A 24,825-nucleotide genomic window follows, 5' to 3' on the forward strand; every position below is an offset into this window, starting at 1 on the left:
CTTGATAACTGGTATTCTAGCCTTCTTGGAGCTATTTTTAATTGAATTACCTGCTACAACCAAACCTATACCACGTGATTAATCATCCAAAAATCAAAACCACCTGTTCTTATTGTGGGGTCGGATGCGGCATTATTGCTTCTGTAGATTCCAAGAATAAGGTTACTGTGCAAGGTGATCCTGATCATCCCGTGAATAAGGGGATGCTCTGTAGCAAAGGGATGAACCTCCATTATGTGGTCAATGACACTTCTGACAGGATTCTTTACCCTGAAATGAGATGGAGTCGATCTCATCCTCGAGAAAGGGTGTCTTGGGATGATGCATTGGACCGCGCAGCAGGGGTATTCAAAACTTTAATTCAAAAACATGGACCAGATAGCGTAGGATTCTATGTTTCTGGTCAATGTCTGACAGAGGAATATTATATCGCCAATAAGCTGGTGAAGGGTTTTTTGGGAACCAATAACATCGATACCAATTCCAGGCTTTGCATGAGCTCCGCTGTGGTAGCTTACAAAAAGACCTTTGGAGAAGATTCCGTCCCTATTTCCTATGATGACATTGAGCAAGCCGATGTCTTTTTGATTGCAGGAGCAAATCCTGCATGGTGCCATCCTATCCTTTTCAGAAGATTAGAAAAACACAAGGAGAAAAATCCCAATGTCAAGATTATAGTGGCGGATCCAAGGAAAACCGATTCCGCCAATTTTGGAGATATTCATCTTCAATTGATTCCCGGGACAGACATCATCCTTTACAATGCAATTGGAAGAAGACTAATTGAGACAGGATTTATTGATAAATCCTTTATTGAAAAGAATACAGAGGGATTCCTAAAATACAGACAACAAGTCATGTCCATGAGCCTTCGGGAAGCTTCTAAGCTATGCGGGGTTTCGGTAGAAGACATCAAAACGACTGCAGATTTGATAGGAACTTCCAATGGTTTTATCAGTATGTGGGCGATGGGATTGAATCAAAGCGCAATTGGAACAGATAAAAACTACTCGCTTTTGAATCTTTCCTTGATTACGGGAAGAATAGGAAAACCCGGTAATGGACCTTTTTCGCTCACAGGCCAACCCAATGCCATGGGAGGAAGAGAAGTCGGAGGTATGGCCAGTCTTTTGGCAGTTCACAAGGAACTATCCAACCCTATTCACAGACAAGAAGTAGCGAATTTTTGGGGAGTGGATCAAATCTCCCCTAACCCTGGACTTTCCGCCACTGAAATGTTTGATGCTTTGGAGTCTGGAAAATTGAAGGCGGTTTGGATTATCTGCACCAATCCCCTCGTGAGTCTACCCAATCTTAAAAAGGTTGAAAAGGCTCTTGCCAATGCAAAATTTGTGGTCGTACAGGACATTTCCCACAGATCAGACACTGTAGAATATGCCGACCTGGTTCTTCCTGCTGCTGGCTGGCTGGAGAAAGAGGGCACAATGACCAATTCGGAAAGAAGAATTTCTTATTTGGAAAAAGGAATTGACTCACCCGGAGAGGCCAAACCTGATGTGGAAATTCTATGTGAATTTGCAAGAAGAATGGGATTCCGAGGCTTTAATTTTTCAAATGCAGAAGAAATTTATGAGGAATATGTCTCCATGACCCGGGGGACCTCCATAGACATTTCTTTTCTCAATTATGACCGACTCAAATCAGAGGGAACCTTCCAATGGCCGGTTCCTGAGTATAGACATACAGGAACTCCGCGACTGTTTTCCGACCACAAATTCTTGACTCCAAGCGGAAAAGCTATTTTCAATATCCCTACTCAGGTCATCAATAGCTCAGAAAAGCCAAATTCCGAATATCCAATGATTCTGACCACAGGTAGGATTCGGGATCAATGGCATACCATGACCAAAACCGGAAAAGTATCCAGACTGCGCACCCACTACTCCCACCCTGTTTTGGAGATGCACCTAGTCGATGCCTATGTGGAAAAAATCAAAGAAGGGGATGTTGTAGAAATTAAAAGCAAAAACGGGACAGTCAGAGTTCGTGTTAAAATCACCAAAAATGTCCGAGAAGGAGTGGTCTTTCTTCCTATGCACTGGGGAAAACAGCTTCAAAATGATCTCAATAGAGCGAATAATCTGACTTTTACCAGAGTTGATCCCCAATCCAAAGAGCCTGACTTTAAGTACACCACAGTATCTGTAAAAAAGTACAAAAAGCCGACGGAGAAGATCATTGTTGTAGGAGCAGGAGCAGCGGCTTTTAGATTTATCCAAAACTATAGAGATCATAATGATCAAGATTCGCTCCATGTATTCTCCCAAGAGCAACATCCATTTTATAACAGAGTACTTTTGCCAGAGTATGTGACTGAGGAATTGACCTGGGAGCAACTTCAAAAAATCAAGGAAAAGGAATTGAGTAAGCTCAAGATCAACCTCCATACCGGGCTTTCTATTGAAAAAATCAATCCGCAAAATAAAACTGTGGTCGATTCCAATGGAACAGAACACAGTTATGACAGATTGATTCTTGCCACAGGAAGTAGAGCTTTTGTACCGAAAGATGCTCAACTCGACCTTCCAGGTAGATTTACCATGCGAAACAAAAGCGATGCGGATCGATTCAAAGAATACTTGGATTCTACAGGATTGCCACCCACCAACCAACACGTAGTCATCGTGGGAGGAGGATTGCTGGGACTTGAACTTGCTGCAGCTTTACAGCACACTCAGGTGAAAACAACCATTGTTCAAAGGGGCTCTAAACTGATGGAAAGACAACTGGACAGCACTTCCAGCAATTTGCTTTCCTTGGATGTTCAAGAGCGAGGGATCCATATCTATTTCGACAATGAGGTAAGCACAGTATTCGATGACGAGGCATCCAAAACCTTAAACATTACCCTGAAAAGTGGAAGAACCATCCAGGCAAATGCGATTGTCTATGCGATAGGCACGCAACCCAACATAAAAATCGCCCGGGACAATGGAATCCTTTGTGGCAGAGGAATAAAGGTGAACCAACATTTACAGTCCAATTTTCCGGAAATATTTGCCATAGGGGAGATTGCGGAATTTCAGAATAACCTTTACGGAATCACTTCAGCTGCAGAGGAGCAAGCCACCATTCTTGCCAATTTTATAGCAGGTGATGTAAGTAGCTCCTACCATGGATCCGTGTTGATGAATATTCTGAAATTCAAAGACTTGGAACTTTGTAGCATCGGAGACATCTCAATTCCTGAAAATGATGATTCATATGAAGAGATTGTATTTACAGACATTAGTCGACGCTATTACAAAAAATGCATTGTCAAAGATGATCTCCTGGTTGGAGCAATTTTGATGGGAGATAAAAACGAATTTGCTGAATTCAAATCCCTGATAGAAAACAAAATCGAACTTTCGGAGAAAAGAAAATCGCTCCTGATGGGGTCTTCAGAAACTCGGCCCGTAAAAGGCAAACTAGTTTGTAGTTGCAGTAGAGTTGGAGAAGGCAACATTCAAGAAGCTATTGCAGGTGGATGCACTGATTTCTCCGAACTCTGTACTCAGACAGGCGCAGGTTTGGGATGTGGTAGCTGCAAAACAGAAGTACGAGAACTTCTAAACAATTCAAAAGTACTCGCATGAAACAATCATTTTCAAGAGTCACCGTCAAAGGAGGAGTTCTATCCCCTGCTGAACTGAAGCAGATTCTCATTCTGGCAGAAAATGCCGGTTTGACCACCATTTCCTTGGGCTCAAGACAAGACATCCTTTTCATCAATGAGGATCAAAATTTTCATTTTGAGCCACAGGATAAATTCCAAATTGTACCCCCGGGTGTTCTGGGTTATGAAAACATCGTTTCCTCTTATGTTTCGGCGGACATTTTACCTAATACTCCCTGGCTCACAGGTGATCGTTATCTCTATATTTTAGAGCAATTCCGAAGTCAATCTTCCCTCAAGATCAATATCACCGATCCCCGGCAAAGATTGGTTCCACTTTATACCGGTCACCTTAATTTCATAGCTTCGGAGCACGAGGACTATTGGTACCTCTATGTTCGACTACCAGAATGGGAAAAAACAGAGCTTTATCCAGCCATGATTTACAGCTGGGATCTGGAAAAAGTAAGTAGTGCTATTGAAAAATTGTTGAAAGAAGAGCCGGAAACTACCGAGATGCTATTCGAGTTGGTAAACGATTTAGTCATCACCAATAACCGAACCGTAGATAAAGAATTAGAGATTCCCTTTTACCCATTCCCCTATTATGAAGGAATCAACCGAGTCGGAGAAGACACCTATTGGCTGGGGCTCTATTGGAGAAATAACAAGTATTACATCGAATTCCTAAAGTTCCTATGCGATCTATGTGCGGATTGCAGAATCGGTAAAATTTCCATCACACCTTGGAAATCGATCATTATCAAAGGGATACAAGGCAAATACAAATTGGAATGGGAAAAATTATTGGGCAGGCACGGTATCAATGTTCGCCATTCCATGCTTGAACTCAATTGGCATCTGCCCGTCAACAATAAATCAGCATTGGAGCTCAAGCAATATTTAGTTTCCAACTTTGATAAAAATGACATCAGCACCTATGGACTTACTTTTAGCATTACAGATTATACCAAGAAGGCATATTACTTTACTTCTATCGTAATAGAGAAAAATCAAGCGCCTGCCTTCTTCGAAGATGTTGAATTCAGAAGTACTTATAATTTGCTTTATGCAAAAGATTTTGATCCCAATAATCAAGAATATATTGTCCATGTTCAAGAGGTAGACCAAGCAGAATTGCCTGAACTACTTATAGAACTAAGTAAAATGTATTTTGATCAGCTTGGAAAAGAGTCAAACAAATCTGAAAAATCTCTTCCAGTCAAAGAGTCTGTGACTATCAAAGTTTATCAATGTCAAGATTGTCTAACAATTTATGACCCAAGCATAGGCGATCAAAGTCAAGGAATTTCGGCTGAAACCAGCTTTGAGGAGCTTACAAACGACTATCACTGCTCACTTTGCGAGTCTCCAAAGAGTCATTTCGAAGTGAAAGAATTCACAAAGATTGTCGATTAATAAATCAAGAAAATTTTTGAAAAAAAATACTTAGATATTTACGTACTTAATTAAGTATTATTACTTATTTTTATACGTAAATAATCTAAGCCTATGAAATCTATCCTACTCACATTGCTATTGGCTTTCAGCCTATTGCATCTCGGCAAAGCTCAAACACTATCTTTGGATGCGGATATCCGTCCAAGGTTTGAATATCGACATGGATTTGGGAATCTTTTCCCAGATGAAGGAAAAGCGGCAGCTTTTGTTACGCAAAGATCTCGTCTCAACATTTCCTACGGTGATCCTAAACTGAAAATCTACATGAGTATCCAAGATGTCAGTACTTGGGGTGATACTCGTCAATTGGCAATCAATGACGGAAACCAATCTTTCTCATTGTTTCAGGCCTGGATCAATTATTCTTTCAACCAGTCCTGGGCTCTGAAAGTTGGGAGGCAGGCGATTTCCTATGATGATCAAAGAATATTAGGTGAAGTGGACTGGACCATGCAAGGAAGATTTCACGATGCTGCAATGCTTAAATTTTCCAAAGACAAGGTGAACTTGGACCTTACATTTGCTTTCAACCAAGAAAATCAAAAAAACATCGGTTCGGACTATACCATCAATGGCTTTTTCTCTTACAAAGTCATGCAATTGGCACATTTTAAGAAAGTATGGGAAAAAGGATCCATCAGTTTTCTCTTTATGAATAATGGTTTTCAAAAATATGCTGATGATGCAAATCTTCAGCCTGATGGACTTTATTATAGGCAGACAACTGGCACCTATTTCACTTTCCCTTTAAGTGCGATTCAACTTACCGGATCAGCCTATTTACAAACTGGAAAGGCCAACGCTACTACGGATTTGTCAGCTTACCAACTGATGTTGGAAGCGAAATACAAATTGGGAAAAACAGCTCTCATATTGGGATTTGAGTCCCTGAGCGGAACCGATGCCACAGCAGGAGAGAAAAACAATTCATTCTTTCCACTCTATGGCACCAATCATAAATTCAATGGCTTGATGGACTACTTTTATGTGGGAAATCATGCCAATTCCGTAGGATTAAATGATCTCTATTTTAAAGCCCAGACTCCTTTGGGGAAACAATCCAGTTTGGGAGCCAACCTTCATTATTTTTCATCTCAAGCCACTTTGGCAGATGGAATCGAAAGCTATCTGGGAACGGAGCTGGACTTAGTCTTAAGCAAAACAATCAGTAAAAACATCAAAATGAATATGGGATATTCTCAAATGTTTGCTTCTGATGGAATGGGAATACTAAAAGGAGGAACGAACCCAAAGAACACCAACAATTGGGGCTGGGTGATGCTGGTAGTCAACCCGAACCTGTTGAAGTTTACAAAGGAGGAGTAACACTCTGAAAACTACATTTCGAATCCCAATCTACTCTAAATGAACAGAGATAGATTGGGATTTTTATTATAAAACCAGTTAATAAAAATCTATTATTTAATTACTTTAAAAAACTTTCTTTAGGCATAACAAATTTATAATAATCTGATTTATAGCTTTTTATTGTATATTAAGACATCAGCCTTATTTTTAATTCTATTTTTTATGTATAAGATAATTCGATGTTTATTAATTCTTGCATTAGTATGCCAAGCCTATTTTAATTCCTTCGGACAAAAAACAAAGCTTCCTTTCGAATCCAAAATTGCAGATTTGGGAGATCTACAACTGGAATATATGGACTTTGGTGGAGAGGGAATTCCTTTTATTTGGGTTCAGGATTCACATAATTATTTCGAGGGAAAATATTTCGATTCGACCTATTTTCCATTTTTCGAGGCCATTGCTCAAAAAGCTAGAGTTTTAGCTCCCTTGAAAAGAGGATTTGGGAAAAGCACCGACACTAAATGGGGCTATGATGTAGCGACATTAGCTGAAGACCTCATCGGATTTATGGATGCTCTTGGAATCAAAAAAGCTGTGCTTTTTGGACGCATGCCTGCCAATCAGGAAATGACCTATATCGCAGAGCATCATCCTGAGCGATTAGCTGGATTGATTTATTGGGGAAATCCAGTACTCCTGGTAGGTTGCTCAGACCCTGATGAAAGTATTCTGTTTGAAAATTGGGCCGCAACCGCACCTGATTTTGAAAAAGAGAAAGAAAAAAGAGTAGTGATGTCTCGGGCATTTTGGCGGCCGGATTTTTTACAGAATTCTACCTCAAAAATTAATATCCCAACATTGAGAATCATCAACGAGGAATATGACCTGACAAGTATGATGCGGCGAAATGTAGAGACCGGAAGGATAGAAAGGTTGGCAAAAAGTAACCGTCCGGGCTATGAGAAAGAGACAAGGATTCTAAAAGAATTGGTGGAAGATAGCCTGCGCTACTCAAGTCTAAAAAAACATCTGGAAGAATGTGACCCATCTATTCCAATCGATATAGGCATGGAGCGCGCATTTGGAGATTATCTCGTCACAATACATGAACAAGACCTCGATTTGAATTTCGAGTCAGATGATTTTATAATGGGACTTTTGCCACCAATTGAGGCATTTTTGAATACCTTGAAATAAACCTTTCCTTAGCAAGAAATAATACTTCAAAAATCACAATTAACTTTTCATTCAGATATAGTCCTGAGGGAATCTAACTGACTTGGAATTTTTATCTAAAAATAATTGAAGCTTTCTGTCATATTCCTTCTAGAGATGTAACTAACCTGGTAGAAGCGAAATAACAATAGATGAACAATTTAGCCAATCCAGAATTTAAAGAGGTAATTGAGCAAAACAAAAACAGTATTTACAGGATCTGTGAAATCTATTCAAGTTCACCTATTGAGCCAGAAGACCTTTTTCAGGAGGTAATTCTCCATATCTGGAAGGCCTTTCCCTCATTCGAACAGAAGGCCAATATCAGTTCTTGGATTTATCGGATAGCATTAAATGTGTGCATGCGGTATAAAAGCAAATTAGAAAAATCAAATCACATCCGCTTTGATTCGATCAAATACCAAATTCCCGCAACAAGTCCTGATCCAACTTTGCAAGAAAAATACTATGCCCTTCAAGATTGCATTCGCTCCCTAAATGAAATCGATAAATCCATAGTGATTTTAATCTTAGATGAATTTAAATACAAAGAAATAGCCCTAATAACTGGCCTTTCCGAAAATCACATTGCCGTAAAAATAAAGAGGCTAAAAAAAACTCTTCTAAACTGTATCAACCAAAAATTAGGATAAAATGAAAAATAAAGACCTCAAAATTGAATGGAATGAACTGAAGGTTATTTGGACCAATTCACCCAAAACCAAAAATATCCATATTCAAATGTCAGATTTATTTCAAGATATAAAATCCAAATCGAGTCAATTTGAAAAGGATTCTATCAAAAACGATTTAGACACTTTAAAAGTAAGCTGGAAGAGTATTAAAGGAAATGTAAGCGAATTTGAAAAAGCTTCGGTGAAGAAAGATTTAGCCATGTTCATCCGGCTATTTAATAAAGTCCTAACAATCTTCAATAAGAAATAAAAGTGAGTGGATCAGGTAAAGGTCCCTAACTCCGAATTCAGCTATTCCACTTTGAATAGTACAATTTACGCTAAGTTTTGCTATATTAATAAAAGGAGAATAAGCACTCGAAAGCTGGAGCTATCTGGCTGGTTCAGAAGGAACCTACAATCACACAGGTTAAAAGAATAAATGATTGCATTATGAAAAACGCAGAAAGACTTTTGACCATTTTAATACTATCTTTTTTAATTAGTTGCCAAGGCAAAAAAACTGATAAAATTTCCTCCATTTCCAATATCGATCTCTTAACAGGTGAAATCACCCTATGTGGGAATGGTGATTTCGGAGAGGTCAGTTTTGCACAATCTTGTAAACTCGACGCCAGATCTACCTTTGATTTAGCGATTTCCCTCCTCCATTCTTTTGAATATACCGAAGCGGAAAAAGCATTTGCAAAAGTTCTTGAAATCGACCCAAAATGTGCCATGGCTTATTGGGGAGTGGCGATGAGTAATTTTCATTCTCTTTGGCTACAATCCGGCACAGATTACCTGATAAAAGGGGAAAAAGCACTAAAAATCGCCAATTCGATCTCGACAGATAAAAGAGAAACTGCCTATATACACGCTTTGGCAACTTTCTATGATGATTGGGAAAATAAAAACCATCAAGTCAGAGTACGTCTATTTGAAGAGGAGATGCAAAAGGTTTATCAAACCTATGGAGATGACAAAGAGGCTGCAATATTTTATGCTCTGGCACTTCGCGCGACAGCCGATCCCACGGACAAGACCTATGCTGTCCAACGAAAATCAGGAAAAATACTTGAGTCTATCTACCCAAATCAACCGAATCATCCCGGTATCGCCCATTACCTGATACACAACTATGACTATCCCGAACTAGCTGAGTTGGCATTGCCTACAGCCAGAATGTATGCCCAAATCGCTCCGGCTTCTGCCCATGCCCAGCATATGCCTTCCCATATATTTACTAGACTCGGACTTTGGGATGAATCCATTAACTCCAATATCAATTCAACAGAATCGGCTTTATGCTATTCGCAAAGTATAGATCCACAAGCCCATTGGGATGAAGAACTCCATGGCATGGACTATCTGGTTTATGCCTACCTTCAAAAAGGTGATATGCAAAAAGCCTATGATGAATTTGAATACCTCAAAAGCTTCAAAAAAGTGTTCCCTGTAAATTTCAAAGTGGCCTATACCGCCGCCGCTATTCCAGCACGAATCGCATTGGAAAGCAGAAATTGGAAGGAAGCCGCTGTTCTACAAAAGCCGGGTATGGTACTGGACTGGAATCTGATGCCTTGGCAAGAGTCAATCCTAATCTATGCCCGTGCGATGGGCTCCATTCGGATGGGAAATATCAAGGACTCCAAGGTTGAACTGGAAAAATTGATTGCTAATCGTCAGAAACTTTTAAAGGAAGAGGATGCATACAAAGCCAATCAGGTCAATATCCAAATTAAGACCATCGAAGCCTGGATAGCGCTCGCAGAAAACCAGGTACCCGAGGCAATCGAAGAAATGAGAAAGGCCGCTGAAATGGAATACAATACCAATAAGCATCCCGTTACTCCAGGGGAAGTTCTACCTGCAGGGGAAGTATTGGGCGATATGCTTTTAGTGGTAGATCAACCCGAAGAAGCTTTAGTGGCTTATGAATATGATTTGAAACAACACCCGAATCGGTTCAATGGGATTTTTGGGGCTGCAACTGCAGCAAGAAATTCTGGGCAAAAAGAACTTGCGAATTCTTATTTTAAGCAGCTTATCGAATTGGGAAATGATTCGGAAAGACCTGAAATGGCTATTGCCAAGGCCTATTTGAAGAAATAAAAATCTCAGCAATTAATGATAAAGATAGACCTCAGTTCAAAAATCTATTTTACCTATTCCCAATACATTGATAAAATGGATTTAGTATTTTACCTAAGCTAAAGGGTCTATACTACAGTCATTAATTAAAGGAAACATGGATAAGAAAAGAAGGGATTTATTACGGGGTCTTAGCCTGGCTCCCATTTTTCTAGATTCTGGCAATCTTATCGCTGGCTCTTCTGAAAAACCATTTACCACCTCCCGACTCCAGTTTAGTGTCAATGCATATTCTTTCAATTCATTGCTGAGCAGTGGTGAAATGACATTTTTTAACATGATGGAGTTTGCGGCCGAATTAGGCCTCAATGCGGTTGATTTAACGGGTTATTACTTTTCTGATTACCCAAATATGCCTGATGATCAAACGCTTTTTCAGTTAAAGAAGAAAGCATTGGAATTGGGCTTAAATATCCCATGGACAGGGGTTAGGAACAACTTTGTATCTCCGGATAAAGTCTCAAGAAAAGCGGATATTGAGATGATCAGAAATTGGCTGCAGGTATCATCCAAATTGGGGGCATCTATTATGCGCATTTACCCAGGAAGGGGAGAACATGAAGGGTATTCCAGAGAGGAAGTAAAGAAATGGATCGTGGAAGATTTTCAGGAGTGCGCCAAATATGCTGAGGAAATCGGTGTGATTGCGGCTATGCAGCATCATAATGACTTTCTTTATGAAGCAGATGAGGTGATTGATATTTTGAAAAAAGTGGACTCGGAATGGTTTGGGTTAATTCTGGATATTGGAAGCTTGAGGAGGTGTGATCCCTATCAAGAAATTGCAAAATTGGCTCCCTACGCAAACTACTGGTTTATCAAGGAGCTGATCTATGTCGATGGAGTTGCTGAACCTGTGAACATGAAAAAGATTGCTGCCATTTTAAAAGAAAACAATTATACCGGATACATTTCCTTTGAAAGCCTAAGCGATGGCGACCCAAAACAAATTGTAAGCTCGATGTTCAATGAGTTTAAGGCTGCTTATGAGGAGCTTTAGACTTTTTGGTGAGGACCAACTGATTTGAATTCAAAATAAAATTCCTTTTCTGAATGAAGCTGATTTTAGATTTTTTAAATCTATTCCAATCTTTCAGATAAAAATTCAACTAATTTTTTATTTTCAATGTTTCATTGGTTAAACTTTTGGAGATTCATAATAAAAGAATGCTTATTTTTGTCTCCAAATAGATACACTTCGTATGTATTTTATTGAGAAAACAACTGAATTTGACAAGTGGCTAAGGAAGCTTAAAGACATAAGGGGGAAAGCAAAAATTCTATTTCGAATTCAAAAAATAGAGCATCAAGGTCATTTTGGGGATTGTAAGTCTGTAGGAGATGGTATAAGTGAATTGCGAATACACTATGCAAAAGGCTACAGAGTCTATTTCAAAGAGAAGGAAGGAAAAGTAATTATCCTGCTGATAGGTGGGGATAAATCTTCTCAACAAAATGATATCAAGAAGGCAAAGGACATCTGGAAAAAACTAAACGCATCATGAACACCTCAAAATTTGAAATCGCTGATTATCTAGACAGTAAGGAGATGATTGCAGAATACCTCAATACGGTATTGGAGGAAGGAGACAATGATGATATCATCTATGCAATAGGTCATGTAGCCAAAGCCATAGGAATGACAAAAATTGCAAATGAGACAGGAATGAGCAGGCCAAGCCTTTACAAAGCTCTATCTGAAGGCGCCAAACCGCAGTTTGCAACTATTATGAAAGTACTAAAAGCAATCGGAGGCCAAATTCAAATCAGTCCAGTTGAATAATTAAATAAGCTTAACTTTTTAAAACTTACACCCCTTAAACAGGATAACAAGTGCTCTAAACCAAATCATTTCTTAAATGACCAGAAAAACTATCAATAGACTGATTGGCTATGGAATTTTGACATTTATGGCGGGCATTATTCTAGGCCTCTCCGTTTCCAAATACTTCCAGATTTTTATTATTCTAGGGTCTCTTTCTAGTTTTTTAGGGACATTCTATTTCTTCAAAACAGTTAATCTTCGAGAGGAATTTCGAAAAAATCCAAAGGATGATATCTTAACTTACTTTTGGAACGCTATCGTATTTAAATTTTGGACTTTTACCTTCTTGATCATGATGATTATGTCAATCATTTTAATTTTAAGGGTAGGGTTTATTGAATAAGATCTCAAACCGAAAATCTTAAATTGGATTCAACAATACCCCTCACTCCTGTGGAATATGCGAATAAAGACGCAACTGTCTAATGAGACTGAGGTAAACACGGGTGTTAGCGAGCATATTGAAATAAAACAATGGAAAGCAACAAAACATATCACTATATCCTAAAATATGGCTTTTTAGGAATTTCAATCTTACTAATAATTTTATCTATTGTTTCTTGGGTCGCTCCAGCATCAATGATTTTAAACGGGAAACCAGCAATTCGAGAGGTCTCAACAACTTTAATTCTTGGACTGTTTGCTATTTTTTCTCTAATAGTATTTCTGATAATCCGCGACAAGTTCGTAATTGTAAAGTTGGGCAACCAAACAATAAACATTAAATATAAAGGACAAGAAAGAGCAGTTTCGTGGCTGGAAGTAGAGCAGGTAAAACTTATTCAATTTGTATACCCACCGTTATATAAACTTAAAACAAAAGACAGTGAGAACACAATTTGGTTTAATACCGAACCGAATTTTATAAGTGCCAACGGTTTTATGAAGGACCTAAGTGATATGGGTGATCTAATAAAGAAGAAGAAAAGAGAGTTGGGGATTTAAGAAACGCTCGCTAACACAGGTTTGGCCTCAGGCGGGTTGTGCTATAAACTGCAGTTTTTTGCTTCTTTGAAACTTTGCGCTCCGAAATTCTTCCGAAAGCCAAGCCAAAATCCGTTACTCCCTCACCCCCCAATCGCGATCATACTGCGATTATCGGAATGAAGATTTGGGTCGGAAAGTTTTTCCAAGTTGTCCATACCGGCACGAACGGCCTTTTTCTTAAAAATAGATTCCAGAATCAATTTTTCTACATCTTCTCCCGCTCTCAATGCTGTTAACAAATCGGTTTCCTGATTGGAGAATAGACAGTTTTTGATTCGACCATTAGCAGTCAAGCGGATTCTATTGCAGGTTCCACAGAATGGATTGGTCACAGAAGAAATAATCCCAAAGTCTCCCTGAAAGCCTTTGATCTTAAATTTACGGGCAGTCATATTATCCTCATCAGGAAGGGAAAGTAGGTTCTCAGAACCATACTCTGAACCCACAGCTCCCAAGATCTCTTTCTCAGAAACCAGCTTGGATCGATCCCATTTGTTCCCATCAAATGGCATAAATTCAATAAAGCGAGCTGAAATAGGAAGATCCTTCGTGAAGTCCACAAAATCCACCACCTCATCCTCATTCAAATCTTTCATCAGGACGATATTCAATTTTACATCAAATCCAGCCTTGATAAAAAGGTCCAGATTATCCATGGTTTTCTGATAACCTGATCTTCTGGTGATTTCCTTAAATCGCTCTTCTTTCAAAGTATCCAGACTGAAATTGACTTTCTTCAGACCGTATTTCTGAAAAATCGGAAGGAATCGATCTGCCAATATTCCATTCGTAGTGATAGACAAATCCACCCCTAAACTGGAAAGATTTGCCAAAATATCCTCAAAATCCTTTCTCAAGAGTGGTTCTCCTCCCGTCAATCGGATTTTCTTTACCCCCATATCCACGAAGGTCTGAGCCAAACTTCCAATCTCATTCGCACTCATCAGAAACTTGGAAGGAGTCAATGGAATCCCCTCTTCCGGCATGCAATACTGGCAACGCAGATTGCATTTCTCAATCAGAGATATCCGGAGATAGTCGTGTTTCCTCCCAAATTGATCTTTGAGCACCTGAAGATTTTCAGTCTGTTGCTTCATGCTGGGCTCCTTTTAAGATTCTAAATACATGTAGCAAATGCGGGAATACCGCATTCATGGATTCTTTGGCTCCATTGGTTGATCCTGGCAATGCCAAAATCAAACTATCTCCGATTGTGCCTGCGACAGATCTGGAAAGCATGGCATAAGGCATGATTTTTTGTCCATAGCTTCGGATGGCTTCCTCGATTCCTGGAATTCTTCTTTCCAACAAAGGCTCCAAAGCCTCCGGAGTTACATCCCGCATGGATAAGCCTGTTCCTCCGGTGAAAATCACCAGCTGATTGGAATCGATCAGACCCAAGGCTTTTTGGCGAATCAGATCCAGTTCATCAGGGATAATCTCATAGGAAGATACCTCCACATCCATTGATTTCAACTTGTCAACAATCGTCTTCCCTGCTGCATCTTCTTTGATTCCTTTAGAAACAGAATCCGAGCAAACCACCACGGCTGCCTGAATGCTTTTTGGATTTTGATTTTTGAAACTGCTTTTTCCTCCCTTTTTCTCCACCAAACCCACTTCACGGATGACAATTCCCTTATCGATCGGCTTGAGCATATCATACATGGTCAAAGCAATCACAGAGGCTCCATGCATCGCTTCTACCTCTACTCCCGTTTTGTAAACAGTCTTGACCGTAATAAAAATATGGATCTCCAAACCTTGGATTTCATATTCGACGGCGGTGTATTCTATGGGAAGCGGATGGCAATCCGGAATGGTGATATGTGTGTTTTTCACCGCAAAAAGCCCCGCCACTTTCGCCATTTCGAAGACATTTCCTTTTGGAACCTGATTTTCGACGACAGCAGTGATGGTTTCAGGCTTGCTGACCTGAACAATTGCCTTTGCCTTTGCAACCCGAAGAGTCGTTATTTTATGCGTAATATCTACCATTTCAAATTCTTAAAACTTTTCCTCCATCCTCCTCTTCCCCCCGTCTTCCGTCTCCTGTCTTCCGTCTCCAATCTGAAATCTTTTTTCTTCAATCTCTCCTCTTTCTGCTTTCTCACTTAATCCTTCAGACTTTCTTCACTGTCCACTGCGACTGCCAACTGATTACTGATCACTCCCTAACTATTAACCTTCCACTGACTTTCCTCATTTTCGAAAATCTCCTTTCCAAAAATGGGAACTTCAGTTTTCACCTGATTCACAAGCCATTCTGTTGCCTCATAGACTTGCTTCCTTCTAGGAGCAGATACGAAGACAAAAATGCAAACACCGCCAACAGCTACATTTCCCAAGCTGTGGTAAATATGCAGACAGGTCAAATCAAACTTTTCGAAAGCAGCTTCTCGGATTTCATGAGCTTTTTCAAGCGCCATTTCCTCATAAGCTGTGAATTCTATGGCACTGACTTTTTTTCCATCCACTTCATCCGCTCGTACCTGACCCAAGAAAATATTATGGGCACCAATGCTATGCTTGGATTGATGTTTGGCAATCGAATCAGCTATAAATTCAGAAGGAATCGCTCCTTCAAGAAAGATTTTCTTCATGGTTTTGTAAATATTCTAAATCCTTGGCACCTCCAGTCATCAGGCTTAAGTTCTGAAAACCTTTTTCGAAAAGCAATTTTGCTGCTCTTCTGGCTCTAATCCCTGATTGACAAAAAACCAAGATGGATTGTTCAGATTTTAAGCTCTCCCAATCTTGATCCAGTTTCGAAAGAGGAATCTGAACATGTTTTCCATGTTTGATTTCTGGCTCCTCACCAAATTCTCTCACATCCAATAGTACTTTCTGACTTTGAAGGACTTCCTCAGCAGATAGCAATTCAAAATCAGGTTCAATTTCAGGCTTTTTGGGAGCTGCCACCTTACTAAATTCAAATACTTGCTGCTCATTTCGAAGCAAATCATATAAAAGCAATTTGCCAGAAAGTACCTCTCCTATTTCTAACAAAATCTTAATGGCCTCATTGGCTTGAATCATCCCAATCAAACCCACAGTAGTCCCCATCACACCGGCTTCCTCGCAATTGGGTACTTTTTGATCTTTTTCAGGGAAAATATCCCGATAGGTCGGGCCTCCTTTATAATTGAAAACAGAAACCTGTCCTTGGAACTGGTAAATCGAACCATAGATAAATGGTTTATCCAGGGCAACACAGGTATCATTGATGGTATAACGCACAAAGAAATTGTCCGTGGCGTCGATGATTAAATCATAGCCTGAAATGATTTCAGCTACATTTTTCTGAGTCAAATACTCTTCAAAAACCTGGATTTTGATGGTGGGATTGTTTTGTTGTAGGATTGCAGCCGACTCTTTGGCTTTGCTATTTCCAACCTTGTCAGAAGCATACAAAACCTGTCTATGCAGGTTACTTTCCTCAATCCGGTCGCCATCCACAATTCCAACTTCACCGATTCCCGCAGCCACCAAATAAGGCAAAACTGCACAGCCCAAACCACCAGCACCGATGACAAGCACCTTGCTTTTCAGGAGTTTTTCCTGACCTGCATTTCCAACTTGGGGAAGGGTGATTTGTCGTAGGTATCGATCCATTTATCCTCCGGAAAAAGGTGGCAAAAAGGCAATTTCATCACCCTCATTCAATTGGAGATCAGCAGGATTGCTAACCAATTTTTTATTCACAGCAACTTGATAAGAAAGATCTCCAAGATTGTATTTGGATGAAATTTCGCTCAAAACTTCAGAAAAGGGCTTTCCGCTCACAGAAACTTCCTCTCCCTCTTTGGAGGTAGCTTCGGCAATCATTCCAAAATATTTGACTTGAATCATGATTTCTGATTTTCACTCAATTTACGAAAGGAATGGTATTGAGATTCTGAAAAATAAATTCATCCTCTAAATTAAAGTCCATTTCCTCCTTGATTTTCTTAGAAGCGAGATGGACCACATCTCCAATCACAATAATTGCCGGAGCTGCGATTCCATTCTTTACTATCAATTCCTGGATATTATTTATAGTTCCCACCACTTCCTTTTGGGTTTCCAAAGTTCCATTCTGGATGATGGCAATCGGCCACTCGCCTTTTTCCAAATTTTGATAGATTTTCGTGATTTCATGGATTTTACCCAATCCCATCAAGATTACAACAGTCGCAGTGGATTGAGCAGCCAAAGCGATGTCTTTGGAAATCTTTCCAGAGTAAGTAGTCCCAGTTATCACCCAAAAACTCTCAGAAACTCCTCGGGAAGTTACCGGAACACCAATAGAAGCTGGAACAGCAATACTGGAAGATATTCCAGGAATTATTTCTGTTTCGATTCCGAAGTTTTCAGCATACTCCTGCTCTTCTTTTCCTCTACCAAATACAAAAGGATCTCCCCCTTTTAACCGCACCACATGACCAGCTTCAAAAGCTTTGGCTACAATCAGTTCATTAATTTGATCCTGAGACAAATAATGTGAGCCTTTTCTTTTACCCACAAATATTTTCTCGGCAAGAGGCGCATAATCTAAAATCTCCTCATTGGAAAGGGCATCATATAAAACTACATCAGCACTTTGGAGAGCTTTGACAGCTTTGAGAGTCAACAATTCCGGATCTCCCGGACCGGCACCCACCAAAGTCACTTTGGGGCTTTTGTTTTCAAATGATTTCATGGCAAATAGGTTTGTTAGGTCAGTCTTTCCAATTCTTTTAAAGAATTGACATTGGCGAGAAATTTTTGATTTTCTGGATTGATCAGCAGTTTCTTTGGGCTTAAAGAATCTACCAAATCACGCAATTTCAACTTGTTTTCCTGAATCGCTAGCTGGAATTCATTCTCCAGGCTTTGGTGGTAAATTCCTATTAATGGAAAATCATAAATCCCATCTGAGGCAATTACCACAAGATTCTCATCTGATTTTATGTGCTCGATCAATTCCAGCAACAATTCACTTTTTATCATTGGAATATCACAGCTCAATATCAGGTTCCATTCACTTTTCGAATGGTGCAATGCAGAATAAATTCCTCCGACAGGCCCTTTATCTTCAACCAAATCTGGAATCAGTGGAAGATTGAATTGTTGATAGTCATCGCAATTTGTCACCAAACAAATTTTATCAGTGATCGGGATTACTGCCTCCAAAATCCAAGTCATAAAGCTTTTCCCTTTCCAAACAACCAATCCTTTTTCCTGCCCCATTCTGGAGCTTTTACCTCCACAAAGGATGTATGCAGCTATTTCAGGATTGCTTTTCATTTTTCTATAAGTTGAAAGGGATATACATCACCTCATCTCCATCATGAATGTCTTTCACATCATTGGGCACAAAAAGGAATGCATTGCTCATTGTAAAGGAAACCAACATGCTAGATGCCTGCTTGGGATAGATTTCCAAAACACCTCCAGACTCTCTGCATTGGAGGAAGAGAGACTTTTCGAAGACATTGGTGTATTCCCCCTTGAGCTTTCCCTTTTTGAGATTGATCTCGATCTTAGAAGAGCCATTCATTTTCCGAATCGCAGCCAAAGCATAGATCAGAAAGCATGTTAAAGAAGAGGCTGGATTGCCGGGTAAGGCGAAAACGAGTGTTTCCTCTTTTTTCCCAAACCAAAGTGGTTTTCCGGGTTTTTGATTGACTTTATAGAATTTCTCTTCGACTTCATTTTTTTCTAAAGCCTCTTTGACAAAGTCATAATCTCCAACTGAAATCCCTCCAGAAATCAACAAAACGTCAGCCTGAAGACCCTCTCGAATCACTTCAAAGGTTGATTCCCTGTCATCTTTAACATGGGAGTCAAAGACCAAATCCACATTTTCCGCTAGTAGCGCAGCCTTTAGCATGCTACGATTGCTTTCATAAACTGCCCCAGGCTCCAGGAGCGTTCCTGGCTCCTGAAGTTCATTACCTGTGACAAGGATAGAAATCTTGGGTTTACGAATGACTAAAACGTCAGCTATGCCTAATCCAGCTAAAAATCCAATAACTGCTGCATTGATTATAGTTCCTTTCCTCAGAACCACATCTCCCTGCTGGATTTGTTCACCGACTGGTCTCACATTGGTCCCAATCTTAGGCATTTTCAATATTTTAACCTGATCTCCGCTCCGCTCTACATGCTCTTGCATGATCACAGTATCGGCAGCATTTGGAACTCGGGAACCTGTAAAAATTCGAATAACCTCATTCTCTTTCAAAGAAAACTCCACATTATCCCCCGCTTTGCTTTCTCCAACAACCTGAAACTCCTCTCCAAATCCGTGACGAAAGGCATAGCCATCCATGGCAGACTGACGAAAAGGAGGTAAAGAAATAGGAGCTACAATATCTTCGGCTATTGCCATTCCAACACTCTGCATCAAAGGCACTATCACAGCATCTAACTGTGAGGTGTTTTGATCAATGATGGTAAGGGCTTCAAAAACGGAGATCATATCAATAATATTGAAATTCTAATTTAGATAAAATTAAGTATAATTACTTAGAAAAGTAAGTATTTATTTATTGTTTCGGATTGACTTTGAAAGGAGCATATAAGGTCCGACTCAAAAGTTAAGCATAAAAAAGCCTGAAATCTTACGGAATTCAGGCTTTCACTATTTCAGCGTTTTTGATTAAGCTTTCTGACTTTAAATTTTACCAACTTCCTCCGGCTCCACCGCCTCCGAAGCTTCCGCCTCCAAAGCCGCCGAAACCACCTCCGCCGCCGCCACCAAAGCCGCCAAAACCTCCCCCACCGGAGAAGTCTCCATATTTGCCTCTACCTCCACCTTTCAGCATATTGGCGAGCATAATGGTAGTCCATAAATCGACACCGCCACCACGGCCTCCCATATGATTATCATTGTCATTTCTGTTTTTCAACAATGGCAAGATCACAAAAATGAAGATGAAGAGCAGGAAGATAAAGATCGCTCCTCCGCCATTTCCATCAGATTCAATATCCTCGGCTTTGTATTCACCAGAAGCCAATTTGATAATCATATCAGTAGCCTGATCCAAGCCCTGATAATAGGCCTCCATCTTGAAATTGGGAACGATGATGCTATTTACAATCCTATTTGCCAAAGCATCAGGAACCACTCCTTCCATTCCATATCCTGTTGCGATGAAGACTTTTCGATCGTTCATGGCAGCCAGGATCAAAATCCCGTTATCATTTTCTCCACCACCGATGCCCCATTGATCTCCTAGTTGAAAGGCATAATCAGAAATATCATATTGACCAACAGACCTGATCATCACCACGGCGATCTGCGTGGAAGTGCTGTCATTATAGGCCACCAACTTTTGCTCCAATCTTGCCAATTCATTCGCACTTAGAGTTTGTGTGAAGTCATTGACCAATTTGGGAGGATTGGGAGGGGGTGGAAAGTCCTGAGCAAACAGGCTTGTTCCTAAAAAGAAAAAGAATAGAAATATGGATAGGGTCTTAGGACCCGAATGAAATTTCATCTGGTAGTTCATTTTCGTCTGCTTCTCCCTGATAAGGGAAGTGTGTTGATAGTGCTTCACCTGCTTGGTGAATCCCATCAATCAGACCTTGGGTGAATTTCCCTTCTCTGAAAAGGGAAGCCATGTGGTTTTTGATATTTTCCCAGAAATCATCAGGTACAACCTGATTGATTCCAGCATCTCCCAAAATGGCAAATTTCTTGTCTCCGACGGCGAGGTAAAATAAAACCCCATTTCGGTCTTTGGTTTGGTACATTTTCAGGGTTTCAAAAACCTCCGCAGCACGATCTAAAACGTCGATTTTGCATTGGTTTTCGATATGAACCTGAATTTCCCCAGAAGTAGTGACTTCGGCAGATTTGATCGCATTGACGATTTGATCTTTCTCTGCCGAAGTGAATAATTTCTCAGCCATAGCTCTTAGAATTGAACCGAAGGTGCATTCTCAGCCCCTTCAGAAGCTTGGAAAGTTCCTTTCGTCTCAAATCCATACCAGCCAGCAAACAAGTTGTTTGGGAATGTTCTCAGCTGGGTATTGTAGGCCACAACCTCTTGGTTGAAGTTTCTCCTCGCTACTGCTATTCTGTTTTCAGTACCTTCCAATTGAGCTTGAAGTTCGAGGAAGTTTTGATTGGCTTTCAAGTCAGGATATCTCTCAACAGTAACCAATAGCCTGCTCAATGCTCCGGAAAGTTGATCTTGAGCTTGCTGGAATTGTTGAATATTTTCAGGAGTCAAATTAGTAGGATCTAATGTAATCCCTGTTGCTTTTGACCTTGCATCAATTACCCCAGTCAATGTCTCCTGCTCAAAATCAGCATATCCTTTAACTGTATTGACCAAGTTCGGGATCAAATCTGCTCTTCTTTGGTACTGAGTCTCCACTTCTGCCCATTGGCCATTCACCTGCTCCTCGGATTGTACGAACGTGTTATAGGTTCCTACGGCTTTGGTATACACGAAAATGCCAAGTACTCCTAAAATTAAAATTGGGATAAGTAGTTTCTTCATTTTTTAAAATTGGTTTTCAAACGGAATTATTCACGGAAATAAGCTCCAATAGGTTTTCATTTCACGAAAATCAAAAATAGGGATTTTTTAAGGAAGGGTCTTCCTGATTTAAATTTGCTTTTCAAGTAAGAGACGATATCTGAAATCCTCGTATTTACTGATATCATTGTCAAAATACCTTCTCACCTCCAACTCAATCACTTTCCCTTCCTCGGATCTAAAAAGCTTGGCAATATCTGACAACTCCCAGATTATCACAGGTATTTTATTGATACTCAAGACTTCATCATTTGGCTGAATGCCTACAAATTGAGCAGGTGAATCATCACGTACTCCAGCCACATAGAACCGTTTTTCATCAGTCGGGATTTTACGAATATTCAAACCACTCATGTCATATTCATAAGGGTTATAAAAATTATCTCCTTTACGGATCATGACTCTTTTCCGAGGATAGTCCAAAATCAAGCGAGTCCTTCCCAATACTTCAGACCCCAAGCTTCCCATTCGGCCTGTTTCTTTCAAAATGTAACTAAAGGCTGTCTCCTCTGGGTAAGAGGTCAAAACTTCCTGCTGCTTTAAAGGTCCTAATTTCAACCAATCGACTCTTCCAATGTAGCCTCTCAAAACACCTCCCAAACTTTGCCCTAACTCCGCTTCAATGAATAAAGGTGGCATTTCGATTTGTTCACTGGTTTCTCTATTGAGTAAAAGTCCGTGATTTGCACCTGTATCGATTAGAAGTTTGGAATCCAAAATAGGCCCGTCTTTTTGCTTGATTTTAGCATTGATATAAGGCTTATTTTCTTCCACAGAAAGATCCAATTTCTTAAAAAATGGAGGTCTCCACTTTAATGCATCAGTTCTAAAAAACTCTATTCTCTCATCATCATAATTGATTTTGATTGGATTGAATTTGAAAAATTCATGACCTATAATACCATAAATCGGAACCCCAACAACTGCTTCCAATTCCAAAAAATCTTCTTCCAAAACCAAAAGTGCTTGAGCAATCCCTTCTACTGGTCCAAGATCCAGGTGATTTACTGGAGAAACAGATGCCATGATTTCCTCGCTTCCATCCGCTCCCATCAAATTCAACCTTCTCGTATACTCCAATCCCATCGCATCTCCTAAATCTTTACTAAAAAGAATATTAGACCTTACTCCTGTATCCAACAGGAAATTCACTGGGTATGATCCGTTGACTGATACGGGAACTATGATTAAGCTATTGGATGCAAAAAATGGAATAATCGTCCTCCTCACATCTTCCTTCATAAAAAACCCAGGCACTTGCCCATTGGAAAAGGTGCTGAATAAAATGAAAATCAAGAAACACAAATATTGCCTTCTTAGCATTTCAAGGTTAGGTCGGGTGATCGTCTATTAATGTACGTAATTTTTACGTTACATCATTCTTTATCATTAACGGAACCAACCCACCAAAATGTTTTGACTTTCATCTCAATGCTTAATTAGACTGAAATCAAATTAGCTGTCTGAAGGGCCTCTAGTTTGTCAAAAAATGAGGAATCCAGCATCTTTATTTCTTGAACATTTGAGGAAATGGCCGACAAAGCACTGATTGAAAAAGCGAAAAAAATCTTTGAAAACTTTCTGTCTAAACAAGGAAGCAGAAAGACTCCTGAACGATTTTCTGTAATTGATGAATTATACTCTCTTCCAGAAGATGAGCATATGGATGTGGAAGGGCTTTTTCTAAGCATGAGAAATAAAGGCTACACGATAAGCCGAGCTACCATTTACAACACCTTAGATCTTTTGGTAGAAAGCGGATTAGCTGTGAAACACCAATTCAAAGATAAAGTAGCGCTATACGAACAAGCTTTGACTTACAAGCATCATGATCACCATGTATGCAATCAATGTAGAAAAATCAGAGAGTTTTCTGATCCAAAAATCAACGAAATCAAAGATTTGATTGGAAAAGAATTCAGCTCCTCAATTACCTCGCACTCCTTGGTTCTATATGGAGATTGCAAAATTGAAAATTGCGAAAATCTCAACCAGATTTAACAGATCCAAACACCTTCTTATAAATCGGTTTCCGGTATAAAAACTGCCCTTTCAATACCGGGTAGAGCAAATTGGTGATGGCAGAATTGGGACCCTTAAAATCAATCTCATCACGGATGAGACAATGATTCCCACTTTTGATCAGGCGGTGTTTATGCTTCCAATATTTCAGGAAAAAGGGCAGTTCAATTCCTTCATCCACAAAGAAAAACTCAATTTCGTTGAGTTGGTGATCTGTGATTTTACTTGTCCACTTTTGCTTAAAAAGTAAAAAATTCAGTTCCAAAGAAACCAAATCCCCAGTCTCAGAACCATCAAACCTGATCAATTTCACAGGTGGAAAAGGAGGGTTTAGCTTTAAGAACAATGATTCTGTAAAGCCTTCTTTTACATTCATATAATCCTGCTCTACTTCTGTCTCTACAATTAATTTCATGCCTAGAAACTTAGGACAAAAAGGAGAAAGAGAATCAACCAAACTGCATCCATAAACTGCCAATAAATCGTAAAGAGTCGAATTCTCATTTTTTCAAAAGGATTAGTCACCAAGATCAATTGGCCAACTTCATCTTCTTGGACTCTTTTTAATTGGACCCAAAGAATGACCGCAAAAATGATAGCTCCTAGCAAATGGAAGATATGAATTCCCGAAAGGACATAGAGAAAACTACCACTCGGGATACCTTTAAAATCAATTCCCATTTGCTGAAGCTCCATCCAGCCAGAAATTTGCAGAATGGTGAATATAAACCCTAAGACCATGGTGTTTCTTAAAGAAGAGACCACTCGATTGGTCCTTTCTTCTTGATAATAGACTCGCATCCTAGAGGCAGAATAGCCACTTAGGACCAGCAAAAACGTAGAGACCAAGAATGAAAGCGGGATTTTTTGATTCATTCCACTTAACTGATCGACTCCGGAAAATAGAAATGCAACAGTGAGAAATAGGAAGATTAAGCCGCTTCCTATCATCCCTAGATACAATAAAGTCTCATAGGGGTGAAGGCTTTCCAGCTTTTGGAACCAATTCTTGGTATTTTTGGTATCTCCCATTAGGTGCAA

At 39.7% G+C, this 24,825-nt stretch carries 27 protein-coding genes; 13 read left to right on the plus strand and 14 right to left on the minus strand.

The features are described from left to right. The first annotated feature begins 74 nt into the window (after positions 1 to 74). The 12 genes from BUF13_RS08005 (at position 75) to BUF13_RS08060 (ending at position 13,204) form a co-directional block, all read left to right on the plus strand. The gene (locus BUF13_RS08005) at positions 75 to 3,599 is read left to right on the plus strand and encodes a nitrate reductase (RefSeq protein WP_243839718.1); all 3,525 of its coding nucleotides are present in this window, start codon (positions 75 to 77) and stop codon (positions 3,597 to 3,599) included. Beyond that, a complete protein-coding gene (locus BUF13_RS08010) occupies positions 3,596 to 5,038 on the plus strand; it encodes a rubredoxin domain-containing protein (protein WP_073571256.1) in 1,443 nt (480 codons plus the stop codon). Before BUF13_RS08005 ends, BUF13_RS08010 begins: the two co-directional genes overlap by 4 nt. A gap of 93 nt (positions 5,039 to 5,131) precedes the next feature. Then, entirely contained in the window at positions 5,132 to 6,406 is a 1,275-nt protein-coding gene (locus BUF13_RS08015) for an alginate export family protein (protein WP_073571257.1), read from the plus strand. Positions 6,407 to 6,610: 204 nt separating this feature from the next. Beyond that, on the plus strand, positions 6,611 to 7,588 hold the full coding sequence (locus BUF13_RS08020; RefSeq protein WP_073571258.1) for an alpha/beta fold hydrolase: 978 nt from the start codon (positions 6,611 to 6,613) through the stop codon (positions 7,586 to 7,588). Between the two features lie 170 nt (positions 7,589 to 7,758). After that, positions 7,759 to 8,259 carry an RNA polymerase sigma factor gene (locus BUF13_RS08025; RefSeq protein ID WP_073571259.1) on the plus strand — a complete coding sequence of 167 codons (501 nt, stop codon included), beginning with the start codon at positions 7,759 to 7,761 and terminating at the stop codon, positions 8,257 to 8,259. A gap of 1 nt (position 8,260) precedes the next feature. Then, complete coding sequence (locus BUF13_RS08030) at positions 8,261 to 8,551, plus strand: hypothetical protein (protein ID WP_073571260.1); 291 nt, start codon at positions 8,261 to 8,263, stop codon at positions 8,549 to 8,551. Positions 8,552 to 8,733: 182 nt separating this feature from the next. Beyond that, positions 8,734 to 10,395, plus strand: a complete 1,662-nt coding sequence (locus BUF13_RS08035) for a tetratricopeptide repeat protein (RefSeq protein WP_073571261.1) — start codon at positions 8,734 to 8,736, stop codon at positions 10,393 to 10,395. A gap of 136 nt (positions 10,396 to 10,531) precedes the next feature. After that, positions 10,532 to 11,434 (plus strand): sugar phosphate isomerase/epimerase family protein, encoded by a 903-nt coding sequence (locus BUF13_RS08040; RefSeq protein ID WP_073571262.1) that lies wholly within the window; start codon positions 10,532 to 10,534, stop codon positions 11,432 to 11,434. Between the two features lie 202 nt (positions 11,435 to 11,636). Beyond that, complete coding sequence (locus tag BUF13_RS08045; RefSeq protein ID WP_073571263.1) at positions 11,637 to 11,939, plus strand: type II toxin-antitoxin system RelE/ParE family toxin; 303 nt, start codon at positions 11,637 to 11,639, stop codon at positions 11,937 to 11,939. Continuing rightward, complete coding sequence (locus tag BUF13_RS08050; protein WP_073571264.1) at positions 11,936 to 12,217, plus strand: addiction module antidote protein; 282 nt, start codon at positions 11,936 to 11,938, stop codon at positions 12,215 to 12,217. The genes BUF13_RS08045 and BUF13_RS08050 overlap by 4 nt, the downstream gene beginning before the upstream one ends. A gap of 76 nt (positions 12,218 to 12,293) precedes the next feature. Further along, positions 12,294 to 12,602, plus strand: coding sequence for a hypothetical protein (locus tag BUF13_RS20600; protein ID WP_073571265.1), 309 nt, complete (start codon positions 12,294 to 12,296; stop codon positions 12,600 to 12,602). A 131-nt stretch (positions 12,603 to 12,733) separates the two neighbouring features. Then, complete coding sequence (locus BUF13_RS08060; RefSeq protein WP_134204387.1) at positions 12,734 to 13,204, plus strand: hypothetical protein; 471 nt, start codon at positions 12,734 to 12,736, stop codon at positions 13,202 to 13,204. Between the two features lie 122 nt (positions 13,205 to 13,326). On the opposite strand, the gene moaA is transcribed toward BUF13_RS08060, so the two are convergent. The 12 genes from moaA to BUF13_RS08120 all read right to left on the minus strand — a co-directional run bounded on the left by moaA (position 13,327) and on the right by BUF13_RS08120 (position 23,085). Beyond that, entirely contained in the window at positions 13,327 to 14,343 is a 1,017-nt protein-coding gene (gene moaA / locus BUF13_RS08065; RefSeq protein WP_073571267.1) for a GTP 3',8-cyclase MoaA, read from the minus strand. Further along, on the minus strand, positions 14,327 to 15,244 hold the full coding sequence (moaCB, locus tag BUF13_RS08070; RefSeq protein ID WP_073571268.1) for a bifunctional molybdenum cofactor biosynthesis protein MoaC/MoaB: 918 nt from the start codon (positions 15,242 to 15,244) through the stop codon (positions 14,327 to 14,329). The genes moaA and moaCB overlap by 17 nt, the downstream gene beginning before the upstream one ends. 176 nt (positions 15,245 to 15,420) lie before the next feature. Next, positions 15,421 to 15,849 (minus strand): molybdenum cofactor biosynthesis protein MoaE, encoded by a 429-nt coding sequence (locus tag BUF13_RS08075; RefSeq protein WP_026956224.1) that lies wholly within the window; start codon positions 15,847 to 15,849, stop codon positions 15,421 to 15,423. Beyond that, on the minus strand, positions 15,830 to 16,861 hold the full coding sequence (locus BUF13_RS08080) for a ThiF family adenylyltransferase (protein ID WP_073571269.1): 1,032 nt from the start codon (positions 16,859 to 16,861) through the stop codon (positions 15,830 to 15,832). The genes BUF13_RS08075 and BUF13_RS08080 overlap by 20 nt, the downstream gene beginning before the upstream one ends. Beyond that, positions 16,862 to 17,098, minus strand: a complete 237-nt coding sequence (locus tag BUF13_RS08085) for a MoaD/ThiS family protein (RefSeq protein WP_073571270.1) — start codon at positions 17,096 to 17,098, stop codon at positions 16,862 to 16,864. Between the two features lie 16 nt (positions 17,099 to 17,114). Next, the gene (gene cobA / locus BUF13_RS08090) at positions 17,115 to 17,927 is read right to left on the minus strand and encodes a uroporphyrinogen-III C-methyltransferase (RefSeq protein ID WP_073571271.1); all 813 of its coding nucleotides are present in this window, start codon (positions 17,925 to 17,927) and stop codon (positions 17,115 to 17,117) included. A 14-nt stretch (positions 17,928 to 17,941) separates the two neighbouring features. Further along, complete coding sequence (gene mobA / locus BUF13_RS08095) at positions 17,942 to 18,514, minus strand: molybdenum cofactor guanylyltransferase (protein WP_073571272.1); 573 nt, start codon at positions 18,512 to 18,514, stop codon at positions 17,942 to 17,944. Positions 18,515 to 18,518: 4 nt separating this feature from the next. Then, positions 18,519 to 19,691 carry a molybdopterin molybdotransferase MoeA gene (locus tag BUF13_RS08100; protein WP_073571273.1) on the minus strand — a complete coding sequence of 391 codons (1,173 nt, stop codon included), beginning with the start codon at positions 19,689 to 19,691 and terminating at the stop codon, positions 18,519 to 18,521. Positions 19,692 to 19,893: 202 nt separating this feature from the next. Next, entirely contained in the window at positions 19,894 to 20,712 is an 819-nt protein-coding gene (locus BUF13_RS08105; protein WP_073571274.1) for a TPM domain-containing protein, read from the minus strand. Next, positions 20,690 to 21,127: a TPM domain-containing protein gene (locus BUF13_RS08110; protein WP_073571275.1), complete on the minus strand. Its 438-nt coding sequence runs from the start codon at positions 21,125 to 21,127 to the stop codon at positions 20,690 to 20,692. Before BUF13_RS08110 ends, BUF13_RS08105 begins: the two co-directional genes overlap by 23 nt. Positions 21,128 to 21,132: 5 nt before the next feature. Beyond that, complete coding sequence (locus BUF13_RS08115; protein WP_073571276.1) at positions 21,133 to 21,723, minus strand: LemA family protein; 591 nt, start codon at positions 21,721 to 21,723, stop codon at positions 21,133 to 21,135. 108 nt (positions 21,724 to 21,831) lie between these two features. Then, complete coding sequence (locus BUF13_RS08120; protein WP_073571277.1) at positions 21,832 to 23,085, minus strand: aspartyl protease family protein; 1,254 nt, start codon at positions 23,083 to 23,085, stop codon at positions 21,832 to 21,834. A gap of 207 nt (positions 23,086 to 23,292) precedes the next feature. On the opposite strand from BUF13_RS08120, the gene BUF13_RS08125 reads away from it, so the two are divergent. Further along, positions 23,293 to 23,763 carry a Fur family transcriptional regulator gene (locus BUF13_RS08125; RefSeq protein WP_073571278.1) on the plus strand — a complete coding sequence of 157 codons (471 nt, stop codon included), beginning with the start codon at positions 23,293 to 23,295 and terminating at the stop codon, positions 23,761 to 23,763. Here the strand turns inward: BUF13_RS08125 and BUF13_RS08130 are convergent. Both BUF13_RS08130 and BUF13_RS08135 read right to left on the minus strand, forming a co-directional pair. Beyond that, positions 23,750 to 24,199 carry an SRPBCC family protein gene (locus BUF13_RS08130; protein WP_073571279.1) on the minus strand — a complete coding sequence of 150 codons (450 nt, stop codon included), beginning with the start codon at positions 24,197 to 24,199 and terminating at the stop codon, positions 23,750 to 23,752. The two genes, BUF13_RS08125 and BUF13_RS08130, sit on opposite strands and share 14 nt — an antisense overlap. Positions 24,200 to 24,201: 2 nt before the next feature. Next, complete coding sequence (locus tag BUF13_RS08135) at positions 24,202 to 24,816, minus strand: cytochrome c oxidase subunit 3 (protein ID WP_073571280.1); 615 nt, start codon at positions 24,814 to 24,816, stop codon at positions 24,202 to 24,204. Positions 24,817 to 24,825 lie beyond the last annotated feature (9 nt).

Origin of the sequence: Algoriphagus zhangzhouensis (assembly GCF_900148515.1) — a bacterium.
Taxonomy (GTDB): domain Bacteria; phylum Bacteroidota; class Bacteroidia; order Cytophagales; family Cyclobacteriaceae; genus Algoriphagus; species Algoriphagus zhangzhouensis.

Bases quoted from the DNA above. Each gene is read 5' to 3' on its own strand.
- BUF13_RS08110 (WP_073571275.1), bottom strand. From the start codon at position 21,127: ATGGCTGAGAAATTATTCACTTCGGCAGAGAAAGATCAAATCGTCAAT.
- BUF13_RS08085 (WP_073571270.1), bottom strand. From the start codon at position 17,098: ATGATTCAAGTCAAATATTTTGGAATGATTGCCGAAGCTACCTCCAAA.
- BUF13_RS08030 (WP_073571260.1), top strand. From the start codon at position 8,261: ATGAAAAATAAAGACCTCAAAATTGAATGGAATGAACTGAAGGTTATT.
- BUF13_RS08025 (WP_073571259.1), top strand. From the start codon at position 7,759: ATGAACAATTTAGCCAATCCAGAATTTAAAGAGGTAATTGAGCAAAAC.
- moaCB (WP_073571268.1), bottom strand. From the start codon at position 15,244: ATGGTAGATATTACGCATAAAATAACGACTCTTCGGGTTGCAAAGGCA.
- BUF13_RS08020 (WP_073571258.1), top strand. From the start codon at position 6,611: ATGTATAAGATAATTCGATGTTTATTAATTCTTGCATTAGTATGCCAA.
- BUF13_RS08035 (WP_073571261.1), top strand. From the start codon at position 8,734: ATGAAAAACGCAGAAAGACTTTTGACCATTTTAATACTATCTTTTTTA.
- BUF13_RS08115 (WP_073571276.1), bottom strand. From the start codon at position 21,723: ATGAAGAAACTACTTATCCCAATTTTAATTTTAGGAGTACTTGGCATT.
- BUF13_RS08105 (WP_073571274.1), bottom strand. From the start codon at position 20,712: ATGAAATTTCATTCGGGTCCTAAGACCCTATCCATATTTCTATTCTTT.
- BUF13_RS08130 (WP_073571279.1), bottom strand. From the start codon at position 24,199: ATGAAATTAATTGTAGAGACAGAAGTAGAGCAGGATTATATGAATGTA.
- BUF13_RS08040 (WP_073571262.1), top strand. From the start codon at position 10,532: ATGGATAAGAAAAGAAGGGATTTATTACGGGGTCTTAGCCTGGCTCCC.
- BUF13_RS08075 (WP_026956224.1), bottom strand. From the start codon at position 15,849: ATGAAGAAAATCTTTCTTGAAGGAGCGATTCCTTCTGAATTTATAGCT.
- BUF13_RS20600 (WP_073571265.1), top strand. From the start codon at position 12,294: ATGACCAGAAAAACTATCAATAGACTGATTGGCTATGGAATTTTGACA.
- moaA (WP_073571267.1), bottom strand. From the start codon at position 14,343: ATGAAGCAACAGACTGAAAATCTTCAGGTGCTCAAAGATCAATTTGGG.
- BUF13_RS08015 (WP_073571257.1), top strand. From the start codon at position 5,132: ATGAAATCTATCCTACTCACATTGCTATTGGCTTTCAGCCTATTGCAT.
- BUF13_RS08125 (WP_073571278.1), top strand. From the start codon at position 23,293: ATGGCCGACAAAGCACTGATTGAAAAAGCGAAAAAAATCTTTGAAAAC.
- BUF13_RS08045 (WP_073571263.1), top strand. From the start codon at position 11,637: ATGTATTTTATTGAGAAAACAACTGAATTTGACAAGTGGCTAAGGAAG.
- BUF13_RS08100 (WP_073571273.1), bottom strand. From the start codon at position 19,691: ATGATCTCCGTTTTTGAAGCCCTTACCATCATTGATCAAAACACCTCA.
- mobA (WP_073571272.1), bottom strand. From the start codon at position 18,514: ATGAAAAGCAATCCTGAAATAGCTGCATACATCCTTTGTGGAGGTAAA.
- BUF13_RS08080 (WP_073571269.1), bottom strand. From the start codon at position 16,861: ATGGATCGATACCTACGACAAATCACCCTTCCCCAAGTTGGAAATGCA.
- BUF13_RS08120 (WP_073571277.1), bottom strand. From the start codon at position 23,085: ATGCTAAGAAGGCAATATTTGTGTTTCTTGATTTTCATTTTATTCAGC.
- cobA (WP_073571271.1), bottom strand. From the start codon at position 17,927: ATGAAATCATTTGAAAACAAAAGCCCCAAAGTGACTTTGGTGGGTGCC.
- BUF13_RS08050 (WP_073571264.1), top strand. From the start codon at position 11,936: ATGAACACCTCAAAATTTGAAATCGCTGATTATCTAGACAGTAAGGAG.
- BUF13_RS08135 (WP_073571280.1), bottom strand. From the start codon at position 24,816: ATGGGAGATACCAAAAATACCAAGAATTGGTTCCAAAAGCTGGAAAGC.
- BUF13_RS08010 (WP_073571256.1), top strand. From the start codon at position 3,596: ATGAAACAATCATTTTCAAGAGTCACCGTCAAAGGAGGAGTTCTATCC.
- BUF13_RS08060 (WP_134204387.1), top strand. From the start codon at position 12,734: ATGGAAAGCAACAAAACATATCACTATATCCTAAAATATGGCTTTTTA.